14 protein-coding genes and 1 tRNA gene are annotated in these 16,181 nt (G+C 35.0%); 5 read left to right on the top strand and 10 right to left on the bottom strand.

The genetic code is table 11. The features are described 5' to 3' along the window. Window positions 1-189 precede the first annotated feature (189 nt). Window positions 190-2,019, bottom strand: coding sequence for a DNA helicase RecQ (gene recQ, locus GYX25_RS02665; RefSeq protein WP_174786640.1), 1,830 nt, complete (start codon window positions 2,017-2,019; stop codon window positions 190-192). Window positions 2,020-2,304: 285 nt separating this feature from the next. On the opposite strand from recQ, the gene GYX25_RS02660 reads away from it, so the two are divergent. Together GYX25_RS02660 and GYX25_RS02655 are read left to right on the top strand one after the other, a co-directional pair. Then, window positions 2,305-2,381: transfer RNA gene (locus GYX25_RS02660), tRNA-Val, on the top strand. Between the two features lie 127 nt (window positions 2,382-2,508). Continuing rightward, window positions 2,509-2,757, top strand: coding sequence for a helix-turn-helix domain-containing protein (locus GYX25_RS02655; RefSeq protein WP_091346689.1), 249 nt, complete (start codon window positions 2,509-2,511; stop codon window positions 2,755-2,757). 68 nt (window positions 2,758-2,825) lie between these two features. On the opposite strand, the gene GYX25_RS02650 is transcribed toward GYX25_RS02655, so the two are convergent. From GYX25_RS02650 to GYX25_RS02620, 7 genes are all read right to left on the bottom strand, one after another. Beyond that, entirely contained in the window at window positions 2,826-3,260 is a 435-nt protein-coding gene (locus GYX25_RS02650; protein WP_174786639.1) for a hypothetical protein, read from the bottom strand. Between the two features lie 595 nt (window positions 3,261-3,855). Further along, window positions 3,856-4,188, bottom strand: a complete 333-nt coding sequence (locus GYX25_RS02645; protein WP_174786638.1) for a hypothetical protein — start codon at window positions 4,186-4,188, stop codon at window positions 3,856-3,858. Window positions 4,189-4,190: 2 nt separating this feature from the next. Further along, window positions 4,191-4,445: a hypothetical protein gene (locus tag GYX25_RS02640; RefSeq protein WP_174786637.1), complete on the bottom strand. Its 255-nt coding sequence runs from the start codon at window positions 4,443-4,445 to the stop codon at window positions 4,191-4,193. Between the two features lie 339 nt (window positions 4,446-4,784). Next, window positions 4,785-5,060 carry a hypothetical protein gene (locus GYX25_RS02635; RefSeq protein ID WP_174786636.1) on the bottom strand — a complete coding sequence of 92 codons (276 nt, stop codon included), beginning with the start codon at window positions 5,058-5,060 and terminating at the stop codon, window positions 4,785-4,787. After that, window positions 5,057-5,749 carry an endonuclease gene (locus tag GYX25_RS02630; protein ID WP_174786635.1) on the bottom strand — a complete coding sequence of 231 codons (693 nt, stop codon included), beginning with the start codon at window positions 5,747-5,749 and terminating at the stop codon, window positions 5,057-5,059. Before GYX25_RS02630 ends, GYX25_RS02635 begins: the two co-directional genes overlap by 4 nt. 653 nt (window positions 5,750-6,402) lie before the next feature. Beyond that, a complete protein-coding gene (locus GYX25_RS02625) occupies window positions 6,403-7,848 on the bottom strand; it encodes a hypothetical protein (RefSeq protein WP_174786634.1) in 1,446 nt (481 codons plus the stop codon). 573 nt (window positions 7,849-8,421) lie between these two features. Next, window positions 8,422-10,401: a TonB-dependent receptor domain-containing protein gene (locus GYX25_RS02620; RefSeq protein ID WP_091346679.1), complete on the bottom strand. Its 1,980-nt coding sequence runs from the start codon at window positions 10,399-10,401 to the stop codon at window positions 8,422-8,424. A gap of 170 nt (window positions 10,402-10,571) precedes the next feature. Between GYX25_RS02620 and GYX25_RS02615 the strand changes: the two genes are divergently transcribed. The 3 genes from GYX25_RS02615 to GYX25_RS02605 all read left to right on the top strand — a co-directional run bounded on the left by GYX25_RS02615 (window position 10,572) and on the right by GYX25_RS02605 (window position 14,547). Beyond that, complete coding sequence (locus tag GYX25_RS02615) at window positions 10,572-11,498, top strand: siderophore ABC transporter substrate-binding protein (RefSeq protein WP_174786633.1); 927 nt, start codon at window positions 10,572-10,574, stop codon at window positions 11,496-11,498. A 335-nt stretch (window positions 11,499-11,833) separates the two neighbouring features. Next, window positions 11,834-13,150 carry a 30S ribosomal protein S12 methylthiotransferase RimO gene (rimO, locus tag GYX25_RS02610; protein ID WP_174787025.1) on the top strand — a complete coding sequence of 439 codons (1,317 nt, stop codon included), beginning with the start codon at window positions 11,834-11,836 and terminating at the stop codon, window positions 13,148-13,150. An 8-nt stretch (window positions 13,151-13,158) separates the two neighbouring features. After that, window positions 13,159-14,547 (top strand): MATE family efflux transporter, encoded by a 1,389-nt coding sequence (locus GYX25_RS02605; RefSeq protein ID WP_174786632.1) that lies wholly within the window; start codon window positions 13,159-13,161, stop codon window positions 14,545-14,547. 216 nt (window positions 14,548-14,763) lie between these two features. Here the strand turns inward: GYX25_RS02605 and GYX25_RS02600 are convergent, their stop codons facing one another. Next, a complete protein-coding gene (locus GYX25_RS02600; protein ID WP_174786631.1) occupies window positions 14,764-15,126 on the bottom strand; it encodes a PTS glucitol/sorbitol transporter subunit IIA in 363 nt (120 codons plus the stop codon). Window positions 15,127-15,145: 19 nt separating this feature from the next. Next, window positions 15,146-16,174: a PTS glucitol/sorbitol transporter subunit IIB gene (gene srlE / locus GYX25_RS02595; RefSeq protein ID WP_174786630.1), complete on the bottom strand. Its 1,029-nt coding sequence runs from the start codon at window positions 16,172-16,174 to the stop codon at window positions 15,146-15,148. Window positions 16,175-16,181 lie beyond the last annotated feature (7 nt).

Here is a 16,181-nt window from a genome sequence, read left to right as displayed (position 1 = left end):
AAATAATTGTCGCATTATAGCTTAATCGACTTGATATTCAATTATAATTAATAATGGTAGCAAATAAAATTATTTGTGGCATATTGCTTATTATTGACATAAAAATCTCTATTTTTATTGGTTAATTATAAATTTCACAATAATCAAAATTTTCTAGAAATGGTTATCATATGTTATTTGTACAAAATGTTAAAAATTTTTGACCATAAATTCATCTATTGCATCTAAAAACAAACTACCATACTTTTCTAACTTAATTTTACCTACACCAGTAATGTTAATTAATTGCTTTTTACTTGCTGGTTTGGTTTGAACCATTTCAAGTAATGTCGCATCACTAAAAACAATATAAGGTGGAATATCTTCAACATCAGCAATATCTTTACGTAATCGCCTAAGATTGTTAAATAGAATTCGTTCTTCGTACGATAAAACCGCAGTTAAATTAATTGATCTTGCATATCGATTTATGCGGTTCTTTTTCACGATTTCTAAACGCGGTTTAGCTAAAGATAAAGGGGTTTCGCCCCTAAGAATTGACCGCGCCTTTTCTGTTAATTGAAGAGTGGTATAATTCGATATATCTTGATTTAAATACCCCAAATAAATCAACTGCCTAATAACACTAAGCCAATAGTTCGATGAATTTTGCTTACCGATACCATAAACCGATAATTTGTGATGACCAACTTCTTTAATGTGAGCCCGCGCAGAGCCTCTTAAAATATCAACGATATATTGTGCTCCATAACGCTGTTTAACACGATAAACACAAGATAAAACCTTCTGCGCATCAATTAAACCATCATACATCTCAGGGGGATACAAACAAATATCACAGTTATTACAAGGTTCGGCTCGCTCTTCGCCAAAATAACTCAGCAACACAATACGCCGACAAGTCAAACCTTGCGCAAAAGCCTCCATCGCATTGATCTTTTGCAGCTCCACATCTTTATGCTTACCATCTATTTTCTCAACAGTTTTTTGATGATACCACTTCAGATCTTTACTATTAAATAGCAGCATCGCCTCGGCTGGTACGCCATCACGCCCTGCTCGACCTGTTTCTTGATAATAAGCCTCAATCGTTCGTGGACAATCCGCATGTAAAACAAAACGCACATTGGGTTTATTAATACCCATACCAAACGCAACGGTAGCGACAATAATTTGCACATCATCTTTTAAAAAAGCATCTTGTGCCTGTTGGCGCTCATTGTTAGACAACCCTGCATGATACGCCATAACCGAAAACCCAAGAGCAGCAAGTTTAGTGGTCATATCTTCAACTCGAGAACGGCTTGAGCAATAAATAATACCGGGGTTGCCTTTTTGCGTTTCAACAAACGAAATAACCTGCTCCATCTGATTAAATTTGTCAACGACGGTATAACGAATATTCGGCCGATCAAAACTCCTTACCACAACTAACGGATCAACCAAATTAAGTTGATTTATGATATCAGATTGCGTCATCTTATCGGCAGTGGCGGTCAAAGCAACAATCGGCACCTCAGGAAAACGAGTAGAAAACTGACCTAATTGACGATAATCAGGTCTAAAATCATGCCCCCATTGAGAAATACAATGCGCTTCATCAATAGCAATTAATGAAGGTGGATATTCATTAATTAAAGTAGAAAAAGCGTACACTCCCAAACGTTCAGGTGAAACATATAACAACTTTATTGAATGATTTAAATATTTTGCGATGACTTCTTGTTGTTCTATCGCAGATTGAGAAGCATTAAGATATGCAGCAGGAATACCGTTAGCTAATAACTGATCGACCTGATCCTTCATCAAAGAAATTAAAGGCGAAATAACAATAGCAGTCCCTGGCAATAAAACCGCAGGGATTTGATAACATAAAGATTTACCGCCGCCAGTAGGAATAATGGTTAAAGTATCACGTCCATCGATAATAGATTCAATAATTTCTCTTTGTTGATTTCTAAATGACTTGTAACCAAAAACATTTTGCAGAACATCTTCTATCTGATCTTTTATCGACATACAAACCTAAATATGTAGCGCCTAACGAAATGCGCCGAGTATAGCGAAATTAAATTAAACAAACCACCATGAACTTACAGAAACTTACAATTCATTCCAAAAATAAGAAAATTTTTGGAAACAGCTTGCATTGAACCACCATGTTATGACTTTTTTTTTAAACCGAAAAGAAATAACGTTCATTATGCAGCCAATTTTGTTCAACAGACTAAAAAAACAGCTATTTTTCATTTTTTTACTTGATACAAATCGATTTGCCCGTTAATATTTACGTGTTTCAAATATACGCCCGTAGCTCAGTTGGTTAGAGCATCACCTTGACATGGTGGGGGTCAGTGGTTCGAGTCCACCCGGGCGTACCATTCTAAAGCCTTATCTAGCAAGCCTTTAAAGTGATTGTTTTAAAATCAGATTTTATTCGTAGGGTAAAACTGGGGTAGTACTTCACTAACATAATAATTATATTAAGATTAGCCATAAAAATAATTAATGAATAGAACAATCGATATTGAAACAAGTATAACGAACAAAGTTGTTAGTATGGTTTTTGATAATAACTATTATCCTACACAAGCATGGCGTGAGTATTTAAAATTATTCGAAGTTGAAGTTGCGAATAAAATAGGTATTAGCCAATCAGCTTATTCTCAATATGAAAAAAGCCAAAAGTTAAGAAAAGCAACAGGAATTAAAATTGCCGAAGCACTACAAATCAAGCCTGAACTGATAAATTTTTAATAAAAAACTCTCTTAGAGAATTTAATAAAATAGCACTAAATAAAAATAATTTCTTTCCGGTTTTATAGTTATTGTATTCTGGTACAGTGCATTGATATTTTACTTTTTTCATTGTTTTCTTTCTTATCTTGCGTTATTGCTAACTCAGAAATCATCTTAAACTCATTGTCTGATATATACTCAAACCTGTTGAAACCAGACAACCTCATACCATTTAAAGTGCTGTTATAACTTCTATTCAATTTCTTAAAATCTTCCTTTACCATTTCATTACTACCCGGCCATTTTACAAAAAAATCATCGTTTTCTTTTAAATAGGTAACAACTGATTTTCCATGGTCAATTGATGTAGAATAGTCTTGAAACATCCCGTTCTTCCATTTTGCTCTTTGTTCGATTGAGCTACATTCCCAATTCCCGATAAGCATTTCCTCAGTTACTTTCTTTTTACCACAACCTAATAAAGCAAACCCAATTAAACAAACTAACAAAATTTTTTTCATATTATCACCTTCCTTTTTGGTAATAGTATGAAATTTATAAACTAATAGCAATAAAAAATCATCCGAAGGTAGTTTGTTAGCTTACTTGGCAACAAAAATAAATTCAATAAAATCAATATCTTTTCTGACGACTTTTTGCTGAAAAATGGGGCTTTATTTTAATAGGTGGAATAGATTTGGAATTTCAAAAATAGATTTAAAAACCCGTCTTTTGAAGAGTTGTTCATAGTTACAATAAAAAGACAAACAACAAATGAGCTAATAGCCGATATATAGATTTGATTTAATAAAAATTGGCCAACTTTTATAAGTTATTGATTATTATAAACATCACTAGCTCTAGCAGAAAAAGAGTTTGTCCCTAAGTTGATTGTTATATACCATTAAGTCCGAAAGCACTTAACTTTGCTATATAATAATACCCCATTTTAATAGCATTAAAACTGGTGGCATTTAGGAAAAAAAATAAAAACAGCTAATACACAAAAAAAGATGGACAAATATTTAAAGATAATTTTATTGATTTGCAAAAACATGCTAATCATATAAAAAACAACTTGTCCACCTTGTATAAGGTTTTTATTATCAAAGCTCATTACTCAAATCTTCCATAATCTGAGTTTGAATTATTCATTGCGTTAAAATCATCCATTTCTCTTACGCTAGACTGATTCGTTTGTCTCAAGATTTCTTGAAAAATTATTCCGTCTGGAGCCATTGGGTCTTCATTTTTAGATAATTGATCATTTATTTTAGCCATCTTAGCCATCTCTTCTGGCGTGAGTGGTCTAAAATGTTTGGATAGGAAAGTAATAACAACTTTCCCTTTATTTACAAAATAGTCTTCATCACATTTGAAATATATGACTAAAACAACTACAGCTACAACAATTGGAACGACTCGCCAAAGAATAAAAGATATCGTCATTTCTAATCCCTCGTAAACGTTTTATTTTTTGTATCCTTCATTTCTTGTTGAACAGGATTCGGATCAATAAATAACTGATCATCATTTTCCTCTTTATAGATTTTTCTTATTTTTTGTGTTTCTTTTGTATGGTGTTTTCCTTTAACATCATGATTAGATTGACCTTCTGTAATGAGTTTATTCCTTTCCAGCCTATTTTGACTAACTTTATCACTCATTTTATTATAGCTATCTTCAAGACCAATGCTCTGCTTCATCGCACTTGCATTTTGAATATATTTTGTTTGAAATTAGGCGAAATGTTATTCATGATATTATTAACACTTTAAAAAGTATAGTGTTTTATAAATCATCGCATAATTACTTTTGGTATTCTGCAACATTTAAATCTGACGTGTTAAATGAAATTTAATTTTTCTAGACTAGTTACTAGACTAGCTTTTTGAACTTTATTTTTAATAACTTTCCCATAAACAATTTTTATTAATGAAGATTATTGAAATTGTTAATCACTTTATATTTTGTATATTATTCTTGAATTGGCATGAGTGAATTACTCAAAATTTGAACATAAAAAAAACCGACTTTCGTCGGCTTCATTTTTTATTTTCTTCATCTGCGGATTTAGTGTTTTTGTCCAAATTAGTTTTATTTTGACTTAATTTCTTTTTACGTTTTGATTTTTTATTCTCTTTTAATTTATCATTAGCTATACTTAAAAGGATAAAACTCCCACCCAGAAAATATGTAATATCAATTAACTTAATTATGTAAGGATTTGAACCTCGATACGAATTGTTGTGAGATACTACTACCGCATCTACAATTTGCGACCAAAAAACAATTAAAAATAATAGGATTAACTTTTTCATTGTGTACACCGCCCAGTAACAAACTTATTATCATTACCCTGCACTTTTGCTATATGCGCATTACGTTTGCATTCCCAATTTTCAGGTGCATACATTTTATTCCACGCCATCATCAGCTTCTTTTCTTGATTTGATAAATTGATTTTATATTTATCAGACATATAAAGATAGGTGCGTGCTATCATTCCACGGATTTCGTTACGTGGCTGGAATACGCGAGCTTTAAAATCCACAGCACTTTTACACTGCCCATACTGATTAAATTCTTTAGTGAATTGCGAATAACGATAATTAGACCTATCGCCATTCACTTCACCAATAGCCGGTTGCAAGTTATGCATATCCCCTTCTATTTGATTGAAGGTAGCATCTTTTTTGCACGCTTTACGCCCGCCTTCTTGCCAGCATGTTAGGTGTCTACCAAAATTCTCGGCAGGCATAACATGTTCCCACTCAATGCGTTCAGCTCTAGTTTGATTTTTTCTTGGCTGATACCCACACTTGCTAAAATCAACAACGCTTTTTTTACCTACCCACGAAAATTCGCATCCGCAATAAAATGTCGTTTGATTAGGGTTTAATTTATATAATTTAGTTAAATGTGTTTTAGCTGAATTAAAGTTCTGTGCTGAATAAACAAATAACGGAGTAAATAAAAGTAAGATAGCTATTTTTTCCATAAAATCCATTTAAAATAAATCCAAAAACTATAAAAATTTAATATGTTATATAAAACATCAACTTTTATAGTAAAGCATCCTGCAATAACAACTATCAAGTAAAAGACTTAATAAAACAAACCCTCGTTTTTTGATTAGGGCTTAAAAAAGGAAAAGAACGAGCAAACGCTTAATTCTCTTGTTTATAATATTGGTATTGTTTCCAGTCTATTAACCAATCAAAGGTCGGGCACCCCCGACTGTGGCTTTAAATATATCAACAGATATTAAATAATATCAAGATGATATTATAGCAAAATCAATAACTGAAATTCAAACCAAAAACAACTAAACGAGAAGCAAAGTAGAAGATTTAAAGCAACGCGTGGACAATATTGCATTAATTGAACAAGTAAGTAAAAGTTAGGATATACCACAAGTTTAACTCATTGTTGATGTAGAATGATTTTTAATAAAGAATTGAATCGTTTTTTGAGAATAAAAAATAGTTATTGCTTTGGTTGTTTGGAGCTTATGTTGTTGTAGTAATTAACCACAACAGCACAAGCCTAATTTCACTGGTCCACCTCCAACCACGCGGGGACGATGTTCTTTGCTATATTACCCTCTATCTACACCATAACTGCCCCGCGACCCAAGTATTAAGGACTAAAATATAAAAGCTAAGGTGTAGTACAAACAGCGTAGCGGGCATGGTTAACGCTGCCGCCAATAGAAATTCTTCTTGGGAAAACACCGAAGGCATTGCTACCTAGCGCTTCATTCGTCCAGTAGCGGTAGCTTTGATCGGTGAAGCCCGCACCAGCGTAGAAGGTCATGAAACCCCACTCCGTGAAAAAACCTGCACCTATGTGACGCATGTAATAATTACCAGATGAATTAGGTGTGGCGCCTGAAATAGGATGAGCACCACCTATAAGCACCGCGTTAGTCAAATCCTTGACCCGTGGCAAATGATACCCCAAACTTCTACACCAAGATGTTTGGTTAGGCCAACTACTCGCTTTCCCCCCCCGATTTACGAACCACTGTTTTAACACAAATCCATATTTAACCTCTACATTATCGCCACTATCCCTACCCACCAATTCAAATGTCTGCGGCAAAGATGGTACACTTAAAGGACTAGGATTATTTGAATTTATCTGAGTACTATCAGCCCTTGGACCTCTTAACGTTACCCGTGTTAAATAACTAGATTTATCAGTAATCCATTGATCAGCTTGTCTGGTTATTCCTGCTGGGTCTGTGAATGTATCAGAACGCGGCCTTGTCCAACTCACCGTTGCACTTATACTACCAGTTGTGTTAACTGTCCAACTCAACTCACTTCCATCTACTCCAACAGGCATCTCTAAGTCAAAGTACAATCCATCAGCACCCGTTGTAGGGAAATTTCGGTCGTAAGATGATGAGCTCGTTGACTTTGTTAAAAAACCCTTCGTAGGACTCCATATGTTAGATGGACCGGCATATTGAGGTTTATCACTACGATCAATGCCAGTAGTACCACCCAACAACAAATTCGGCCTTGCCGACTGTGCAAACAAACAACGAGGATATGGACTTAAGTAATAATACTCCCTGTCATTAGTGGTTGAAAATACACGACGATTTGGCACTCCATACTGTGTAGTTAAACTAGCACCATCGGGGTTTAAGCCTATTGTTACCCTATAAGGAGCCTTACATGCATCTAATGTATCATTAAGACGTACAGTATTTCCATATTTATCATCTAATGAAAGCCATAAAGTCCCTGTTGCCGTTACACCATCAGTACCCTGTCCATCTCCATCATCATCTCCCCAAGAATGATAACGATTGATTAAATCATTTAAACGCAAAAAAGTAGTCGATGGTGGAAAAATAGTCTTTATATCACCCAAAGTACTCCCATCTGGAAACATTATTGGATTTATCCTACTTGATGTATTCGTTGACGGCGTGACCTTTCTACCATTAGGCAAAGTAATGGTGAACAACGATTCAAGGTCTGTTACCTTGGTTTGGCCTCCATCAGATGTTAAATACGGCCCACTACCCTCAATGACCTTTGAGGTTTGCGCTGTTAAGGCCTGTGCACCAAATGAACACAACCAAAACAATAACGCCGCAATGCATAACGAAGACCTTGATAAGAACGATAAAAGATTGAAACTCTGCTTCGACAACAACCCTACCGATAAACTCGGCGAGTTCACTAAGCTAGATGATTTCGGTGATAAAAATAAGAATGGAGTCTGATTTTGACTACGATGATATTGAAAAAGATTTAGGGCGTAGGTTTGGCAGGCCAGATGCCAGATGCCAGATGCCGATTATGATAGCGCATTTCGATTATCCTGTCAAGTAAATTTTTGTTTTATTTGAATTTTTTTATAATTGACCGCTCAACTAATGAGCACTCCCTTGCTTTAAAAGCGATTAAATTATAGTCGGTTGATTAATAACGCGCTAGTTTTTTTGTTAAAAATTTGTAAAGTTTTGTTAAAGACTGCGTCAGCCTACGTTGGTATACTGCTAGAAGCTGGTTTTGGGTGGTGGTTTTTGGCTAAAAACCAAATAATAAAAACTTCAATAAAATCAATACCTTTTCTGACCGATTTTTCGCATAAATTAATGGATTATTTATAAAAAAGGCAGCTATATTAAAGCTGCCTTATAATAATCAACAAAACCTAAAAATTAATTTCAGTACCGACAAAATAACGTCTACCTTCTAAGGTTTTACCAAAATCTTCGTTAGAGACATCTTTATCAAATAAGTTATAAACACCAGCATAGATCTTAGCTTGTTTATGTACTTGATAAGATGCACCGACGTCCCAGAAAGTGTAGCCAGGGTATTCAATTTTTGTGCCATTACGGTTGTTTGATGATTCCATGCCATAATAAGCCATTTTAGCCCATAAATCCCATTGCTGGGTAGCATACCAATCGAGTTGGGTATTGAATTTTTGTTTAGGCGTTCGGTTTAAAGCTCGTCCTTTATATTGACCACTTTTTTGTTCTGTTTTTGTCCAAGAATAGTTAGAACTTAATAAGAAATCAGTAAATAAAGGTGTTTTAAATGAAAGCTCAAGACCTTTAAGATCGGCTTTACCCACATTTTCACGACCTTGGACAAAATCGAATCTTTCTTGATATCCATCTATTTTACATAAGCCTCTTCTTGCTGGACCTTGGCATATATAGTAGCTTTGGATTTTGTCTTTATATTTGGTATAAAACGCCGTAGCCGATGCATCAACACCATAGTCATTGGTGTAACCAACGCCAATTTCGAAGTTATTTGATTTTTCAGGTTTTAAATCTGGGTTACCCATGATCATACCTTTATTACCCGTACCAGCTCCGCCTGTCACTTGTCCCCAATCAGAAACAACTTGACGTAATTGTGGCGTTGCAAAACCTGTTGAATAACCACCTTTTAAGGTAAAATTATCATCAATATTCCAAACGCTGTACACTCTTGGATTCCAGTTACTACCATAATTTTCATCTTTATTGTAGCGTAATCCTAATGTTAAGCTCCAACTTTCCAGCAATCTTAATTCATCTTCAGCAAACAGCGCATAATTCCAACGATCAATTTTAGTGATCGATTTATTTAGCTGATTTCCTTTATCGTGTAGCTCTTGGTAATTATACTTTCCACCAATAGTAAGCATGTTGATGCTAAAAGGAAGAGTTGCACGGGTATCGACATCGGTATTACGAATTTTCATCTTTCTTTCTGGGTTATTGTTGCCTTCATACGCAACAAATGAGGTTGTCGATATATCGTCAAATAAACCGTTATGTGTTACCGCAAAGGAATTGCGACGGTTATCACGAAGAAAATCACCTCTAGACAGAGGCCTTGTTTTACCTCCTGTAGATTTACTATTTTGTAATGCACGTCCAAAATCAAGATCAAATTTTTGTGTATCGGTTGCATTTAGCGATACTTTACCATTTATACTGCGTAATTTTTGCTCTGCATGACCATTTAAGAATTTATCTTCATTACGTTTAGAATATTGACCATAAAGTTGGATACCTAAGATATCATCAATCAATGGTCCTAAAGTTGAAAAGCTACCTGTATAGGTATTTTTTTCTGCTGATCGGTATGGAATAACGGATTCTAAACGCACACCACCATGCCATTTGTCAGAAACTTTTTTGGTAATAATATTGATAACACCACCCATTGCATCAGAACCATATAAAGATGACATTGGTCCACGTACAACTTCGATACGTTCAATAGCAGTTAGTGGTGGTAACCATCCTTGTTCAAAACCTGAGTTATCGCTATTTGGTCTTGTTTCACGTGTACTTACTTTTTTACCGTCAATGAGAATCATAGTATATTTGGCATCCATACCACGAATACTGATATCTGTTGAGTCCCCTCCGCCTGTAACTGTAACGCCAGGGATATCTTTTAGCGCGTCAGTAACATCGCGATAAGGTTTATTTTCGATTTCTTTAGGTGTAATAACCGAAATGGTTGCTGGCGCTTCTTTCACTTGCTGAGAAAACCCCGATGCAGTAACAACCATGGTGTCAGTATCTGTATTGCTAGCCGCTATAGCGGCGCTTGATAATGACAACAAAATGCCCGTATTAATGGCATGAGTTGCCAATTTAAACTTCTTTTTTGCTTTCATTTCTTATAACCCCATTATTTATAATGATAATTACCGTTTAATTTGCCCTAGGCACACTACACTATATGAGAATGATTATCAATATCTTTATAAAAAATTATTTAGTTCTAGACAATTCACTTTTATTAAATAATAATTATTATCATTTACAATGACGTGAGAAAATTGATATGAACAAGAAAAAAAAGTTACTTTTGAGTAGTATTGCAGTGATGATGTTAAGTTTAACTGGCTGCCAATCATCGACAACAATGAATGTCACTACTGATAATCAAACAGTGGTCGTCCCTAAAGCGCCTAAAAAAGTGGTAGTGATGAACTATGGCGCATTAGATACGTTAGATGCGTTAGGTAAAGGCTCAATAGTTGCAGCCACCCCACGGTCAGTTATCCCATCTTACTTGCAACAATATAATAACGCCTCGATTACCGATACGGGCAATATGAAAGAACCCAATATTGAAACTATCAAGCAAGTTAAGCCTGATTTGATTGTTATTGATGGTCGTCAAGCAAGTAAGGCCGAAGATTTATCTAAAATTGCCCCAGTTATTAATTTAAGTGTTGATGCTAAAAATTACGTTGAATCAACCAAAGATCATATCCAAGTGCTAGCAAAAATTACAGGAACAGAAAGCAAAGCAGATAGTATCATCCAATCATTAGATAAAAAAATTCAAAGCACACAAGCTTTAGCTCAAGCCAGTGCTAAAAAAGCTATTGTTGCTATTCATAATGATGGGAAAATGATTCTTATCAATTTAAGCTCAAGTGCGGCACTGATTCATGACGTACTAAATGTTAAACGAGCAGTACCACTCACCGTTATGCCTACAAATAACGCAATAGGCAAACCAAAACCAACTTTTGTTGATGATAAATACATTAAATCGGTAAAACCTGATATTGTTTTTGTAGTTGATCGTAGTAAAGCAATTGGCAACCAAGGTATGGCTGAACACTATTTTTCTCAGCAAGTACTAAACAAAAGTAAAACACATGTGGTTTATTTAACACCAGATCTATGGTATTTGTCTGGTGGTGGCGCAGAAAGCATAAATCGTCAAATAGACGAAGTCATTAATGCATTAAAATAGTAACAGTTTAATTGGTAAGTTTATCTTCCTATTTCTAAAAGCCTTTATTGCAAATAAAGGCTTTATTTTATATTGTTCGATAGCACTTAACCAATAATCCTTTTATTCAAACAAACTAGTAACGTTCCAAGCCATAACTACTAGTATCTAATGAATAAATCAAAGCGTCGTTAACATAGCATTCAAATTAGAAAATCAGTGTATCAACTATGATGAAATATGATAAAATGCCGGCTTCATTTTAATTTGCAAATGATAATTAACAAATATAGTTTATTAATTCTCAAACAATACCTCTTTAAACATAAAACACTATTATTATAAATACTATGAATATGTCACCCCCTACAATTGGATTTGTAAGCCTTGGCTGTCCTAAAAACTTAGTTGACTCTGAGCGAATTTTAACCGAGCTACGCACGCAAGGTTATCAAGTGGTACCTAGCTATGACAATGCAGATCTAGTCATTGTTAACACTTGTGGATTTATTGACAGTGCAGTACAAGAATCGCTTGAAGCAATTGGCGAAGCACTAAACGAAAATGGAAAAGTCATTGTAACTGGATGCCTTGGAGCCAAAGAAGATCAAATTCGAACAGTACATCCAAAAGTTCTTGAAATATCTGGCCCACATAGCTATGAAGCGGTTTTAAATCATGTGAATAAATATGCCCCTAAACCCGAGTACAACCCTTTTACCAGTTTAATCCCGAGTCAAGGCGTTAAATTAACGCCAAAACATTACGCTTATCTTAAAATTTCTGAAGGCTGCAATCACCGTTGCACATTCTGTATTATTCCATCTTTGCGTGGAGATATGGTTAGCCGACCAATTGGAAATGTCTTGGATGAAGCAAAACGTTTAGCAGATAGTGGCGTTAAAGAGTTATTGGTCATTGCTCAAGATACTTCAGCTTACGGTATCGACATCAAAAATCGCACCAATTTCTGGAATGGAATGCCATTAAAAACTGATATTCAAACCCTGTGTGAACAACTGTCAAATTTAGGAATTTGGGTCAGATTGCATTATATGTATCCTTACCCAAGTGTTGATAATCTAATTCCATTAATGGCGGATGGTAAAATTTTGCCTTATTTAGATGTGCCATTACAACACGCAAGCCCAACTATTTTAAAATCAATGAAACGCCCCGGATCGATTGAAAGAACCTTAGAACGTATTCATAAGTGGCGCGAAATCTGCCCAGATATTACATTACGTTCAACGTTTATAGTTGGATATCCTGGCGAAACCGATCAGGATTTTGAACTACTGCTTGATTTTTTGTCACAAGCACAATTAGATCGAGTTGGCTGTTTCCCATACAGCCCAGTAGAGGGTGCTGTTGCGAATGAACTGGCAAACCAAATTCCAGAAACAATCAAACAAGAACGTTTTGATCGTTTTATGCAATTACAGCAAAGAATCTCAACACAAAAATTACAAGCCAAAATAGGCAAAACACTAGCTGTCATTATTGACGAAGTTGATGAGGAAGGCGCAATAGGTCGCAGCATGGCTGATGCCCCTGAAATCGACGGCGTTGTTTATTTAAACGAAGAAAACCAAGTCAATGTAGGTGATATTGTTCAAGTTAACATTGAACATTCCGATGAATACGACCTATGGGGAACAGTTAAAAGGTAATAAAAACCATGAAACAACATTATAAACACGAAATAAAAAATCTCGTTAAATTAGCGGTTCCTGTTCTTATTGCACAAATATCACAAACAGCAATCACATTTGTCGATACCATTATGGCAGGAAATTATAGCAAAACTGCCCTATCTGGTGTGGCTATTGCAGTGTCAATTTGGTTGCCCACGATTTTATTTGGACAAGGTTTGTTAACGGTATTAACACCAATTATTTCAAACTTAAATGGTGCAGCTAAACGTGAGCAAGTTGCTGATCAAACCCGTCAAGGTGTAGTAATAGCGCTCATATTATCAATATTAATGATGTTGTTTCTATACCATTCTGACAAAGTCATTAACTTAAGAAGCTCAGCTGATCACCCTATCGATCCCGAAATGGTTGACGTTGCCGTCTCATTTTTACGCGCCATAATGTGGGGTGTGCCAGCATTCTTGCTTTTTTTGGTCTACCGAAATCAATGTGAAGGACTATCAAATACCAAACCAGCGATGGTGATCATATTCATTGCCCTTCTTGCCAACATTCCAATTAACTATGTTTTAATCTATGGAAAATTAGGCTTACCTGCTTTTGGTGGAGTCGGCTGTGGCATTACAGCAACAATCATCTTTTGGCTCATGTTTATATTAATACGTTTATATACACTCACTAGCGCAAGCCAACGCGATATTCGTCAAACACCGATCACCAAACTAGTTGATTTTGGCATAATCAAAAAAATTATTGTGCTTGGCACTCCTCTTGCATTAGCTTACTTTTTTGAAATGAGCTTATTTGCTGTGATTGCATTATTAATTGCCCCATTAGGTCAAATAACCGTTGCTGCACATCAAATTATATTCACCATCAGCAGTTTAACCTTCGCTATTCCATTATCTCTTGGTGTTGCAACCAGTATTCGTGTTGGTTATTTACTAGGTAATAAAAAACCTGCATTAGCCAAACAAACCGCCTATATTAGTTTAGCTATATCGCTTGCCATGGCAATAATTGTTGCGTTAATTTTAGTTATTTTTAAAGCACCGATTGTCGCTCTATTCACCAAAGAAACAGCCGTCATGGCCATCTGTATGCAGCTCATTATATTATTAGCTATTTATCAAGCTTCAGATTATTTACAAGTAGTGGCAAGTAACGTGCTACGAGGTTACAAAGATACCCAAAGCATCTTTTTTATCACCCTACTTTCTTATTGGGTAGTTGGACTGCCCGTTGGCTATGTTTTAGGATTAACCAACCTAATCATTGAACCAATTGGCGCGGCTGGTTTTTGGATAGGTATTATATCAGGACTTGCTGTTGCAGCATTACTATTAATAGCTAGGATGATCTACATCCAAAAACAACCCGTTGATGTTATTTTAGAGCGTGCCTCTAGATAGAAAAGGATCAAGATAATTTCAGTTTAATTATTTAAAACATTGTGTTAGAAGTTTAAAAATAAACTTCTAACATTATAGTAAATATCATTTTATGATAAGTTGATTTGAAGTAATTGACTGTAATTATCAAAATAATTTGTTAAACCAAATACTATCTAAGTTATTTGCTTTTTTATAATTTAAAAAGTTTATATTTAAAATGCTAAGTAAACAAGACTATAGTTCAAGTTCAAAGTTAATATCATCACCAACATTTAAATCTGGGAAAATATCCGGTTGAACAGTTATCGCTCCTGGTAAAATTTCATTATAATCATCTTTAAAATAAATAGAAATATGACCTAGTTCTTCAAAGTTTTTATTTGCATCACAACCAACTTGAGTAATGGTATATTTATGTTTACCAAGACTAAATTGAGTTCCTACCGTTAATGCATGAACTGGTTTTTGATGAAATTCATGAATCACACAAATATCACGCAAATCAGGCGTTGCCATCGGCCCAAACAAGATAATCACTTTTTCTTCTTTGAATTCTGGAACAATCGAACCAATTTCAGTAATAATACTTTTTGCCATAGACTACTCCTTCAATTAATTAGTATATGCCAATACTAAATGCCCATGCGATAACTACCGCAAGTATTCCTGTAATCATTCGGCTATATAACACTGCAGTTACACCATATTGAACTGTCTTTGGTTTGGCTTCACCTAAAGATAGTCCAACAGGAATAAAATCACATCCGGCTTGTGCATTTATTGCAAATAAAGCAGGTAATGCATAAGCAACAGGTATTGCACCAATTGCAATCTGCGAACCAATTAATACACCAATAACTTGCGCTATAACTGCTCCTGGACCTAAAATGGGTGATAGAATGGGTAAACTGCAAATAAAAGCAATGAGCATCATTCCCCAAATTGAACCAGCTAATGGAGATAAAGTTGTAGCGATGACATTACCAATTCCTGTGTAATTAATAATACCTATCAGCATACTTATAAATGCCATAAAAGGAATAATGTTTTTTATCAACATATCCGTTGAATCTCGCCCAGCTTGATAAAAAATACCCATTGCTTTACCTATTCCACGAGACATTTTAATCAAAATGCTGTCCTTTTGATTTATTTTATGTTGTTCTTTTATCTGTGCATATTTTTGTTTAAATTTTTCACGATCCAAAACCGAATCTGCCATCTCTTGCGTTGGTTCTTGGTGGTTTTGTGCATGTAATATTGATTCTTCATAATTATTTTCAACTATAACTATATTTTGGGGTGTAACGCCTGATACAAATATATCCTCTGTGATATATTTGGCTAAAGGTCCACTTGGTGCTGATGGTATAACGTCAATTGTGGGGACTTTTTTCATCGGATAAACACCAATACGAGCTGTTCCACCACAATCAATAATTGCACACATAATTTCGTTTTCTGGAATCGCATTTTTAAATCCGTCAACCGCCTCACCACCTGATAACTCAGCAATTTTAATTGCAACTGGATGAATTCCTCCACCTGTTACAGAAAGGACTTTATACTTTTCTTTCGTCGGTGTTAATGAAAATCCAGTCCCCCATCCACCTGAACCTTTTCCAATAAAAATTGTTTTATACATAGCTTAA

This window comes from Gilliamella sp. ESL0254, assembly GCF_013344985.1.
Lineage (GTDB): Bacteria > Pseudomonadota > Gammaproteobacteria > Enterobacterales > Orbaceae > Gilliamella > Gilliamella bombicola.
This window is presented reverse-complemented; position numbering and strand designations above follow the sequence as displayed.

Coding starts and splice junctions, on each gene's coding strand:
- GYX25_RS02615 (WP_174786633.1), top strand. CDS start 10,572: ATGAACAAGAAAAAAAAGTTACTTTTGAGTAGTATTGCAGTGATGATG.
- GYX25_RS02600 (WP_174786631.1), bottom strand. CDS start 15,126: ATGGCAAAAAGTATTATTACTGAAATTGGTTCGATTGTTCCAGAATTC.
- srlE (WP_174786630.1), bottom strand. CDS start 16,174: ATGTATAAAACAATTTTTATTGGAAAAGGTTCAGGTGGATGGGGGACT.
- GYX25_RS02605 (WP_174786632.1), top strand. CDS start 13,159: ATGAAACAACATTATAAACACGAAATAAAAAATCTCGTTAAATTAGCG.
- rimO (WP_174787025.1), top strand. CDS start 11,834: ATGTCACCCCCTACAATTGGATTTGTAAGCCTTGGCTGTCCTAAAAAC.
- GYX25_RS02620 (WP_091346679.1), bottom strand. CDS start 10,401: ATGAAAGCAAAAAAGAAGTTTAAATTGGCAACTCATGCCATTAATACG.
- recQ (WP_174786640.1), bottom strand. CDS start 2,019: ATGTCGATAAAAGATCAGATAGAAGATGTTCTGCAAAATGTTTTTGGT.
- GYX25_RS02640 (WP_174786637.1), bottom strand. CDS start 4,445: ATGAAGCAGAGCATTGGTCTTGAAGATAGCTATAATAAAATGAGTGAT.
- GYX25_RS02645 (WP_174786638.1), bottom strand. CDS start 4,188: ATGACGATATCTTTTATTCTTTGGCGAGTCGTTCCAATTGTTGTAGCT.
- GYX25_RS02650 (WP_174786639.1), bottom strand. CDS start 3,260: ATGAAAAAAATTTTGTTAGTTTGTTTAATTGGGTTTGCTTTATTAGGT.
- GYX25_RS02635 (WP_174786636.1), bottom strand. CDS start 5,060: ATGAAAAAGTTAATCCTATTATTTTTAATTGTTTTTTGGTCGCAAATT.
- GYX25_RS02655 (WP_091346689.1), top strand. CDS start 2,509: ATGAATAGAACAATCGATATTGAAACAAGTATAACGAACAAAGTTGTT.
- GYX25_RS02630 (WP_174786635.1), bottom strand. CDS start 5,749: ATGGATTTTATGGAAAAAATAGCTATCTTACTTTTATTTACTCCGTTA.